Annotated in this window: 9 protein-coding genes, 1 pseudogene and 1 riboswitch; of the genes and pseudogenes, 5 read left to right on the forward strand and 5 right to left on the reverse strand. The window is 67.0% G+C overall.

Going from position 1 to position 10,435, the window contains the following annotated elements; all coding sequences use genetic code 11:
• The first annotated feature begins 120 nt into the window (after positions 1-120).
• Positions 121-732 carry a DUF5134 domain-containing protein gene (locus tag ACWDKQ_RS02595; protein ID WP_450137007.1) on the forward strand — a complete coding sequence of 204 codons (612 nt, stop codon included), beginning with the start codon at positions 121-123 and terminating at the stop codon, positions 730-732.
• A 109-nt stretch (positions 733-841) separates the two neighbouring features.
• Here ACWDKQ_RS02595 and ACWDKQ_RS02600 read toward each other — a convergent pair whose 3' ends face one another.
• Positions 842-1,489: an alpha-ketoglutarate-dependent dioxygenase AlkB family protein gene (locus ACWDKQ_RS02600; RefSeq protein WP_450137008.1), complete on the reverse strand. Its 648-nt coding sequence runs from the start codon at positions 1,487-1,489 to the stop codon at positions 842-844.
• Positions 1,490-1,622: 133 nt separating this feature from the next.
• Between ACWDKQ_RS02600 and ACWDKQ_RS02605 the strand changes: the two genes are divergently transcribed.
• Entirely contained in the window at positions 1,623-2,561 is a 939-nt protein-coding gene (locus tag ACWDKQ_RS02605) for an ABC transporter substrate-binding protein (protein WP_450137009.1), read from the forward strand.
• 38 nt (positions 2,562-2,599) lie between these two features.
• Here the strand turns inward: ACWDKQ_RS02605 and ACWDKQ_RS02610 are convergent, their stop codons facing one another.
• The 3 genes and pseudogenes from ACWDKQ_RS02610 to ACWDKQ_RS02620 all read right to left on the reverse strand — a co-directional run bounded on the left by ACWDKQ_RS02610 (position 2,600) and on the right by ACWDKQ_RS02620 (position 3,929).
• A complete protein-coding gene (locus tag ACWDKQ_RS02610; RefSeq protein ID WP_450137023.1) occupies positions 2,600-2,734 on the reverse strand; it encodes a hypothetical protein in 135 nt (44 codons plus the stop codon).
• Between the two features lie 134 nt (positions 2,735-2,868).
• Positions 2,869-3,309 (reverse strand): annotated as a pseudogene (locus tag ACWDKQ_RS02615) (hypothetical protein); the annotation flags it as partial.
• Positions 3,310-3,689: 380 nt separating this feature from the next.
• Complete coding sequence (locus ACWDKQ_RS02620) at positions 3,690-3,929, reverse strand: hypothetical protein (protein ID WP_450137010.1); 240 nt, start codon at positions 3,927-3,929, stop codon at positions 3,690-3,692.
• 362 nt (positions 3,930-4,291) lie between these two features.
• Positions 4,292-4,505, forward strand: a riboswitch (cobalamin riboswitch).
• Between the two features lie 112 nt (positions 4,506-4,617).
• Between ACWDKQ_RS02620 and ACWDKQ_RS02625 the strand changes: the two genes are divergently transcribed.
• From ACWDKQ_RS02625 to ACWDKQ_RS02635, 3 genes are all read left to right on the forward strand, one after another.
• Complete coding sequence (locus tag ACWDKQ_RS02625) at positions 4,618-7,008, forward strand: ribonucleoside-diphosphate reductase subunit alpha (protein ID WP_450137011.1); 2,391 nt, start codon at positions 4,618-4,620, stop codon at positions 7,006-7,008.
• A gap of 64 nt (positions 7,009-7,072) precedes the next feature.
• A complete protein-coding gene (locus ACWDKQ_RS02630; protein WP_450137012.1) occupies positions 7,073-8,164 on the forward strand; it encodes a ribonucleotide-diphosphate reductase subunit beta in 1,092 nt (363 codons plus the stop codon).
• Between the two features lie 184 nt (positions 8,165-8,348).
• Positions 8,349-8,609 carry a hypothetical protein gene (locus tag ACWDKQ_RS02635; RefSeq protein ID WP_450137013.1) on the forward strand — a complete coding sequence of 87 codons (261 nt, stop codon included), beginning with the start codon at positions 8,349-8,351 and terminating at the stop codon, positions 8,607-8,609.
• Here ACWDKQ_RS02635 and ilvD read toward each other — a convergent pair whose 3' ends face one another.
• Entirely contained in the window at positions 8,610-10,310 is a 1,701-nt protein-coding gene (ilvD, locus tag ACWDKQ_RS02640) for a dihydroxy-acid dehydratase (RefSeq protein WP_450137014.1), read from the reverse strand.
• Positions 10,311-10,435 lie beyond the last annotated feature (125 nt).

Raw genomic sequence — 10,435 nt, forward strand, 5'->3', positions numbered from 1 at the left:
CCGCCGTTCCTTGAAAGACATCCAGGAGCTTTGGTGTTCGGTGTTTTGGGTTGGGTGTTTGAAAGCACCGACTGGACCTAGACCTCGGGTGGTGGGGCGCGAACAATCGGGTACCTCGAGTTGCCGATCGGACACCGGGGGTTGTTGGTGGTCGACCAGGTGTTGGGCGGGGCGGTCATTGCGGTGACCTCGGTGTGCTTGGTTCGGTTGGTGGTCCGCCGTTGGCGGCTTCCGGAGGCTTGGGGTGGCTGCGGGAGCGTGGACGTCGCTCACGTCTTGATGGGCATCGGAATGTCCGCGATGTTCCTGCCCCAGGTGCTTCCGCCGGGCGCGTGGGCTGCGCTGTTCGTCGCGAACGCCGTTTGGATGGGTGTACTGGCGCTGCGTCGGCGTCCGGCGCTGACCTACCTGCACCACTTGGTCGGCGGGTTGACCATGGCGTACATGTTCGCCGCCGCTCGGCCGCACGGACCCGCTTGGGGTCTGTTGTCGTTGTCCACCGTGCATTCGTCCGGCCACTCGCATGGCAGCGCGCTGGCCGTGGTCGGCGCACAGCCCGCAGGCTTCGCTTTTCCGCTGGTGGCCTGGGTGCTGATGACCTACTGCCTGCTCAGCGCCGGCTTCGCCGGAACCGACCTCGTCCGACCGCCCCGAGACCGGCCCAGGTTGACGGCCACCACCGAATTGGTCCTCTCCCTGAGCATGGGCTACATGTTCCTGACCACGCTCTGACGCCGGATCGCCGCAGTTTCAGCTGGTCAGTGACGTGAGCGGTTTTGGGGTGCGACGGCAGGCTGTTACAGCGGCTCAAAGTACTCACGGGTGTTGACCGGCTGGAACTTCAGTCCATTCCCGACACCCGGAGGGTTATGTTCAGGCGGCCTGCCGTCATGCCCACGTCCGGTCCGGTTCCCGGGTACGTCTTCGGGACTCCGTGGTAGGCCAGGCGGGATTCGCCGCCAAAGACGAACAGGTCTCCCGAGCACAGTTCCACGTCCGTCCACGGCCGGTTCCGGTTCTCCGTGTTGCCGAACCTGAAAACGCACTTGTCGCCGAGGCTCAGCGACACCACCGGTTTCCGGCTCTGCTCGTCGCGATCCTGGTGCATTCCCATCCTCGCCGTGTCGTCGTAGAAGTTGACCAGTGCGACGTCCGGTTGGTAATCGTCGGCGGCGCGGCCGTAGGCTTCGGCCAGCGCCCTGCGCCCCAAGTCGCCGAGCCAGGCCGGGAACGGCGTCACCGGCGAGCCATCTCCGTCGTCGGCGGTTCGCGAGTACCGGTAGGGGTACCAGTGCCAGCCGAGGCACACCGTGCGCACCGACATCACTCCCCGACTCGGCAACCGCGCGGAGCGCATGCCCGCCGGGGAGCGCGCCCACTCCCGGCACGCGACGACCAGTTCGCGCTGCTGGTCGAGGTCGAGCCAGTCGGGCAGGTGCACCGCGCCCGGGGCTATCTCGGCCCGCTCCCGCGGGATCAACGACTCCATGTCCGCCCCTTTACCACGCCATAATCATCTTCGCGGCGGCTCCCCCGTGACAACCCTCTCAAAGCTGGTTTCCCTTCCTCAGCCAGGTTAGGCTTGCCAAACTTTTGGAGCCAACCAAATAGCAGGGAGCATCATGTTCCGTCCCCGTCGACTGCTCGCGGCCGTCACCGCAGTGCTCGCGCTCGGCACCGTCGCCGCGTGCGGCTCGTCGACTCCCCAGCAGCCCGCCGCACCCCAAGGCGACGAGCGAATCGTCACGCACGCCAAGGGGCAGACCAAGATCGCTGGTAACCCGCAGCGCGTCGTCGTTCTCGACACCGGGGAGCTCGATGCGGTGCTGGCGCTTGGGATCAAGCCGGTCGGCACCGTGCTGCCGGACGCCAACAAGACCCTGCAGCCGTACCTCGCCGAGAAGGCCGGCAACCTCGAGATCGTCGGCACCATCGGCTCGCCCAACCTGGAGAAGATCGCCGCGCTCAAGCCCGACCTGATCCTCTCCAGCAAGGTGCGCGACGACCAGAACTACGACGCGCTGAGCAAGATCGCGCCGACGGTGTTCGCCGAGAGCGTCGGCAAGACCTGGAAGCAGAACTTCCTGCTCGACGCCGAGGCGTTGGGCAAGAAGGCCGAGGCGCAGCAGATCCTCGACACCTACCAGCAGCGCGCCGCCGACATCGGCAAGCAGGCCGGCGACCCCGCTGCCCGCAAGATCAGCATGCTGCGGTTCATCCCCGGCGACATCCGCCTGTACAGCAAGGGCTCGTTCATCGGCACGATCCTGGCCGACGCGGGTTTCGGCCGCCCCGACAACCAGCAGACCGACCAGACCTTCACCAAGATCAGCCGCGAGCAGATCTCCCAGGTCGACGGCGACCAATTGTTCTACGCCGCCTACGGCGAAACCGCCAAGCAGCAGCTGACCGACGTGGTCAACTCCGTGCAGTGGACGACGCTCGGTGTCGTGAAGAGCGGCAAGGCCGTCGAAGTGCACGACGACACCTGGTTCCTCGGCCTCGGCCCGATCGCCGCCAACCTGGTCCTGGACGACCTGCAGAAGGCCTTCCCGCAGTAGTGACCGAGCGAAGAGCCCGCGGGGTCCGTCCGCCGGACTCACGGGCTCTTCGCTGCGCGAATCCGCAGGTCCCCGGCGCTGCGCCCCACCGCGAACTCGCCGCCCGGTTCGACGTCCACCACCACCGACACCTCGGCTCCCGCCTCGGCCTCGGCGATGGCGAATCCCGCCAACCGCGTCGGAAGCCCAGGGCATCAGCAGCATCAGCACCGGCGAACCGGCGTTGACCACCATGACGGAGTTCGGGTTCGCCGTCGGCAACCTTGCGGACCAGCTCGTTCTGCGAGCTCGGCAGGTCCAGCGAGGCGCGGTCGCGGCCCTCGGTCTCGACCTCGTCGTTGGTGCCGACCACGACCACCGCGACGTCGGCGTCGCGGGCGATCGCCAGCGCGGCGGCGAGTTCGGACGCGTCGTCGCATACCTGCGCTCGGTGCCCGATTCCGACCGCCACCAGCGCGTCGATGCGCTGCGGGGTGAACTCGACGGTCATGGCTGCCCGGCCGTCGGCGTCCTGGTCCGACTCGACGAGCACGACGTTGAACCGCTGCTCGGGTGGTTCCAGCATGTCGCCCAGCGGATCGTCGATCCCGTTGGTGCGCACCACGTCCGCATTCAGCACCTCCCGGCCGGAGAGCTCGTAGCGGAAGCGCCGGTGCCGTTCACCCCGAACACGTGCTCGCCGAGATCGAGTTGGAGATTCCCCCGCAACCGCAACGACTTCGATGGACGGCAGGCCGCCGAGCCACATCAGCTTCTCGGTTCCGCGCACTCGCTGTCGCGGACTTCTTCTTGTTGCCGAGGTATTCGACCCGGATACCGGTGCCTTCGCCAGCCGGATCAGCAACGTCCGCACGCCCAGCAATCGCCGATGCCGCACACCGCGCTGGTAACCACATCCGCGTCGGGCCGCCCCGCACGCAATCCATCCAGCGGAGTCACCACGTGCGGCGGCTGACGTGCGACGACCCGCCGCCCTACACCGCCGGGATGGTGGCGTTATCGCCGATCATCGCGACCATGGCGACCTTCGGGCCGATCGGCAGCAGCGACGCGTCGTCCACGATCTCGTTGCGCAGCAAACGAATCCCTGCTCCGCGAGCCGCCGGGGTTCGGAATCTTCGAAAGCACCTACCCGATCTGCCGATCGCAGCACCCGCAGGACCTTGTCGTCGAGAACTTCTTCCGGGATCTTGCCCCACGCGACTGGATGCCCGCGAGGACCTCGGGACCGATCTCGGCGATCAGCAGCGGCTCCTGCGAGAAGTTCTCGAAATGCCTCCCCCCGAAAGGACTTCGGTGCACGTTGATCGTCGACGCCAGCACCACGTGCCAAACCCCGTCGCCGAGCCTCGTCGCCGAACGCCTCACCCGCTGTCCGCGCCGCCGCCCGATCCCAGGTCGCCACCAGCGCGGACGCCACCGGAAGCAACAGCGACGGTCGCGCTCGTCATGCCGTACCGTGCACCCCGGTCGGCCCGTCGGATTGCACCAACGACCGTAGCCCGATCTCCGGCATCGGGTGCAGGGTTCAAAAGTCGGTACCGGTGGAGCCACCGTGCCTTCTCCGCCGCCGTCAACTCCGAAACCAACGACCGGAGCTTCGCCTCGTCTACCGCTACCCCTTTCGCTGGCCTCCAGCCGCCAAGTCTCAGCCACCTCGCCCGCACTGCCGACCGGGACCACGACGCGCCGTTATCTGCCCTTCCGATCACTCCCGGAACCCAACATGTAGTGTGTCGCTCGCTGGTGGTTCACCGGATGCGTCCGGTGAGGCAAGAGGGAACCCGGTGCGAATCCGGGACTGCCCCGCAGCGGTGAACGGGAACGAACGTCGTGACCCGACTGCCTGACGGCAACGGGTAGAGCACTGGGCGAGCAGCCTGGGAAGCCACGACCAGTAGGCCGCCCGTGAGTCCGAAGACCTGCCACCGGTGCACGTTGCGAAGCGTGCTGTCCGGGACTTCGAGGGCGGGTCCGCGCGGACGACCAGCGGCCCCTGCCGCCGTGTCTCCTCGCGCGCCGTCGTGGTCCGCCGAGCTCGCGAGGGAGAGAGCCCGTGACGGCGACACTCAACGACTGGACCCGCGTGTCCACAGTGGTCCACCAAGCCTGCGCCGGCCTGCCCGGCGTGTCGGCCGATGCCGTGCTCGAAGAGGTGCGGCGCACCGGCTACGCCGGCATCAGCGACGACGAGCTCTCGCTGGCCCAGGTCATGGCGGCACGCACGCTCATCGAGACCGAGCCGAACTATTCGCAGGTCACGGCCCGCCTCCTGCTGGACCGGATGCGCCGCGAGGCGCTGAGCTTCCTGGGCGAGCCGCAGGAGGCCGACCAGGAGCAGATGCGCGACCACTACCCGGCGTACTTCGCCGACTACGTGCACCGCGGTGTAGAACTGGAGCGGCTCGACCCGGAACTGGGCTCCTTCGACCTCGACCGGCTGGGCCGCGCCCTGGTGCCGGAACGCGACCTGGCCTTCGGCTTCCTCGGCCTGCAGACCCTCTACGACCGCTACTTCCTGCACGAAGACGGCACCCGGTTCGAGCTGCCGCAGGCGTTCTTCATGCGCGTCGCGATGGGCCTGGCGCTACGCGAGGGCGACCGCGAGGAGCGGGCGATCGAGTTCTATCACCTGCTGTCGACGTTCGACTTCATGTGCTCGACGCCGACCCTGTTCAACGCTGGCACCACCCGGCCGCAGCTGTCCTCGTGCTTCCTGACCACTGTGGATGACGACCTTTCCGGGATCTTCCACTCCATCAGCAACAACGCGCGACTGTCGAAGTACGCGGGCGGACTGGGCAACGACTGGACGCCGGTGCGCGGCATCGGGGCCCACATCAACGGTACCAACGGCAAGTCCCAGGGCGTGGTGCCGTTCCTGAAGATCGCCAACGACACCGCCGTGGCAGTCAACCAGGGCGGCCGGCGCAAGGGCGCGGTGTGCGCATACCTGGAGACCTGGCACATCGACGTCGAGGAGTTCCTCGACCTGCGCAAGAACACCGGCGACGACCGCCGCCGCACCCACGACATGAACACCGCGAACTGGGTGCCCGACGAGTTCCTGCGACGCGTCGAGGCCGATGAGCAGTGGACGCTGTTCTCCCCAGATGAGACGCCTGACCTTCACAACCTCTACGGCAAGGCGTTCGCCGAGCGCTACCGCGCCTACGAGCAAGCGGCCGACCGCGGCGAGATCCGCGTGTTCCGCCGGGTGCGCGCGCTGGAGCTGTGGCGCCGGATGCTGACGATGCTCTTCGAGACCGGCCACCCCTGGATCACTTTCAAGGACCCGTGCAACCTGCGGTCGCCGCAGCAGCACAGCGGGGTCGTGCACTCCTCCAACCTGTGCACCGAGATCACCCTGAACACCAGCACCGACGAGGTGGCCGTGTGCAACCTCGGGTCGATCAACCTGGCCCGGCACGTCGACGCCGACGGCATCGACGCCGCGAAGCTGGAGCGCACCACGCGCACCGCCGTGCGGATGCTGGACAACGTCATCGACATCAACTTCTACACGATCCCCGAGGCACGCCGGTCCAACCTGCGGCACCGGCCGATCGGGCTGGGCCTCATGGGCTTCGCGGACGCGCTGTTCGCGCAGCGCATCCCGGTTTCGTCGGAGGCCGCCGTCCAGTTCGCCGACCGCAGCATGGAGCAGATCAGCTACCACGCGATCGCCGCGTCCAGCGAGCTCGCGGCCGAGCGGGGTCGGTACGAGTCCTTCGACGGATCGCTTTGGAGCCGGGGCGTCCTGCCCATCGACTCGCTCGACCTTCTCGCCGACGCCCGCGGCGACGTCGACCTGGACCGCTCGTCCACCCTGGACTGGGAGGCGCTGCGGGAGCGGGTGCGCACCGTCGGGATGCGCAACTCCAACGTGATGGCGATCGCCCCGACCGCCACGATCTCCAACATCTGCGGCGTGAACCAGTCGATCGAGCCGATCTACCGCAACCTGTATGTCAAGGCGAACATGTCCGGCAATTTCACCGTGGTCAACCCGCACCTGGTCGCCGACCTGAAGCAGGCTGGGCTGTGGGACGACGCGATGATCGCCGACCTCAAGTTCCACGACGGCAGCCTGCTGCCGATCGAGCGGATTCCGCAGCAGCTCAAGGAGCTCTACGCCACCGCGTTCGAGATCGAGGCGCGCTGGCTGGTGGAGGCGGCGGCGCGCCGGCAGAAGTGGATCGACCAGGCGCAGTCGCTGAACCTCTACGTCTCCCGGCCCAGTGGCCGAAGGCTCGACGAGCTCTACCGCCTCGCCTGGCGGAAGGGCCTCAAGACCACGTACTACCTGCGCTCCACGAGCGCGACCCACGTGGAGAAGAGCACCCTGCGCGGCACCGACGGCAAGCTCAACGCCGTCCCGACGGCGCCGACCACGACCGGCGCTGCTTGCTCGGTCGAAGACCCCGACTGCGAAGCCTGCCAATAGCACCCCAACCCGGGTCCGGCGCCTAGTCCGTTACGACACGCGGTCCCGAACTGCGCGATTTTTCTTGGAGCAACACAGCATGACCTCCCTGGAGTCCCTATCCTCGGCCGCCGGGCTCGGCGAGATCGACCGCGCCGGTGGGCGCGTCGACGTCGGAGACAAGGCGATGATCAACGCCCGCGCCGACGTCAACCAGCTGCTCCCCCTCAAGTACGGGTGGGCCTGGGAGAAGTACCTCGCGGGCTGCAACAACCACTGGATGCCCACCGAGATCTCGATGCAGGCCGACATCGCCCTGTGGAAGTCACCTGACGGGCTCAGCGACGACGAACGCCTGCTGGTCAAGCGCAACCTCGGCTTCTTCGCCACCGCCGAATCCCTGGTGGCCAACAACATCGTCCTCGCCGTCTACCGGCACATCACCAACCCCGAATGCCGCCAGTACTTGCTGCGGCAGGCCTTCGAGGAGGCCGTGCACACCCACACCTTCCAGTACATCTGTGAAAGCCTCGGCCTCGACGAGGGCGAGCTGTTCAACATGTACCGGGAGATTCCGTCAATCGCCGACAAGGACGCCTGGGCGCTGCAGTACACGCGCAGCCTGGAAGACCCGGACTTCTCCACCGGCAGCACCGAAGCCGACCAGGCCTTCCTCCGCGACCTCGTCGCGTTCTACGTGATCTTCGAAGGTATGTGGTTCTACACGGGGTTCGCGCAGATCCTCGCGCTGGGCCGGCGGAACAAGATGGTCGGCATCGCCGAGCAGTACCAGTACATCCTGCGCGACGAATCGATCCACCTGAACTTCGGCATCGACTGCATCAACCAGATCAAGCTGGAAAACCCGCACCTGTGGACCGAAGAATTCCAAGCCGAGATCCGGCAGATGCTCACCGAAGCCTGTGAGCTGGAAATCGCCTACGGTCGCGACACCATGCCGCGCGGGCTGCTCGGCATCAACGCCGAGCTTTGCGCCGAGTACATGCACTTCATCACCAACCGGCGCTGCGCCCAGCTCGGCCTGGAACCGGTGTTCCCGGAAGCCGACAACCCCTTCCCGTCGTTGTCGGAGACCATGGACCTGGATAAGGAGAAGAACTTCTTCGAAACCCGGGTCATCGAGTACCAGTCGGGCGGCTCCCTCCAGTGGGACTGACTCCCGACCCGACTTGTTGAAGCGAACGGCCTGTTGACGCCAATAGGCGGAGTGAACAGTCCGTTCGCTTCAATTCTGATCACTTCCACCCGTCGACGATGGAGCAACCCGCCGCATTCGGGCCCGACCCGTCGGCACGTGCCCTAACGTCGGCTGCCGATCACACCGCCTCAGGGGAGAAAAAGTGATCACCTGGGGATCCGGAGCACCGTCCAACGGCTGGCGAGCCTGCTGCTCGTCTGCCCGGGCTGCCGAGGGACGTACGCGACCGACCCTCAAGGGCATGACCAAGTTCACGCTGTTGTTCATCCCGCTGTTTCCGACCAGCACCCGGTACGCGCTGACCTGCACCTGGTGCGGCACGACGTCTCCGATCAGCAAGGAAGAGGCAGAACAGCTCCAGGCCCAGGCCCAGCCGCAACCTCGGCAGGGCCTGCGATCTTGATCACGAGCAAACCGCTCCTTCCGACGCGGAGCCGACGAGCTTCGCGTACTTGCCGAGTACGCCTTTGCGGAGACGCGGCGCCGGTGGGGACCAGCGCTCGCGGCGCCGCACGAGTTCCTCGTCGGCGACGAGCAGGTCCAGGGTGCGGCTGGTGAGGTCGAGGCGGATCGGGTCGCCGTCCTGCACCAGCGCGATAGGTCCGCCATCAGTGGCTTCCGGCGCGACGTGCCCTATGCACAGCCCGGTGGTGCCGCCGGAGAATCGGCCATCGGTGACCAGCAGGACGTCCTTGCCGAGGCCGGCGCCCTTGATCGCGCCGGTCACGGCGAGCATCTCCCGCATCCCCGGCCCGCCACGCGGCCCCTCGTAGCGGATGATGACGACGTCACCGGGTTTCAGCGAGCCGTCCTCCACGGCGTCCATGGCACCTTGCTCGCCGTCGAAAACCCTTGCCCTACCTTCGAAACTCGTCGAATCAAAGCCCGCGCTCTTGACCACCGCGCCGTCGGGCGCCAACGATCCGCGCAGGATGGTGAGGCCGCCGGTGGGGTGGATCGGGTTCGACAGCTGGTGCAGCACTTCACCGTCGAGCTCCGGCGGGTCAAGCTCAGCGAGGTTCTCCGCAACTGTGCGTCCGGTCACCGTCATGCAGTCGCCGTGCAACAGACCCGCGTCCAGCAGGGCCTTCATGACCACCGGCACTCCGCCGATCCGGTCCACCGCAGGCATCACGTACCGGCCGAACGGCTTGACGTCGGCCAAGTGCGGCACCCGGTCGCCGATCCGGTTGAAGTCGTCCAACTGCAGATCGACCTCGGCTTCCCTCGCGATGGCGAGCAGGTGCAGCACGGCATTGGTCGACCCGCCGAAGGCCATGGTCACAGCGATCGCGTTCTCGAACGCCTCCTTGGTGAGGATCTGCCGAGCGGTCAGGTGCCGGGCCAGCATGCCGACGACCACGCGGCCAGCTTCGCGCGCACTCGCGTCGCGACGCCGATCCACCGATGGCGGACTGGCCGAACCCGGGACCGACATGCCGAGCGCTTCGGCCGCGCAGGCCATGGTGTTAGCGGTGTACATCCCGCCGCAAGCGCCCTCGCCAGGACAGATCGCGCGCTCGATGCGGTCGACCTCCTCGCGCGTGATCAGGCCGCGCGCGCACGCACCGACCGCTTCGAAAGCATCGATGATGGTGACCTCACGGTCGTCGACACGCCCAGGCAGGATCGAACCGGCGTAGACGAAGACCGAGGCCAGGTCCAGTCGGGCCGCGGCCATCAACATGCCCGGCAGGCTCTTGTCGCAGCCGGCGAGCAGCACCGAGCCGTCCAGCCGTTCGGCCTCCATCACGGTCTCGACGGAGTCGGCGATGATCTCCCGCGACACCAGGGAGTAGTGCATGCCGACGTGGCCCATCGAGATGCCGTCGGAGACCGAGATGGTGCCGAACTCCATCGGATAGCCGCCGGCCGCGTGCACGCCTTCCTTCGCCGCCTGGGCCAGGCGCTGCAGAGAGAGGTTGCACGGGGTGATCTCGTTCCAGGATGACGCGACCCCGATCTGCGGCTTCGCGAAGTCGGCGTCCTGCATGCCGACAGCACGCAGCATGCCGCGCGCCGCGGCCCGTTCCATACCTTCAGTGACCTCGCTGCTGCGAGGCTTCAGCGTGCGCTGGTCGTTGCTGAGCTTGGCATCGTCCACGCCCCGACTGTAGTTCGCGTCACACCACCAGCGCTGCTCCGGAGCGTCTTGGAAATGGAAAGGGGCCCCTTCTTCCGGTCCGGAAGAAGGGGCCCCTTTCAAATATTGTGTCGGCGGTGTCTTAC

The sequence above is a fragment of the Saccharopolyspora sp. NPDC000995 genome (assembly GCF_053599315.1).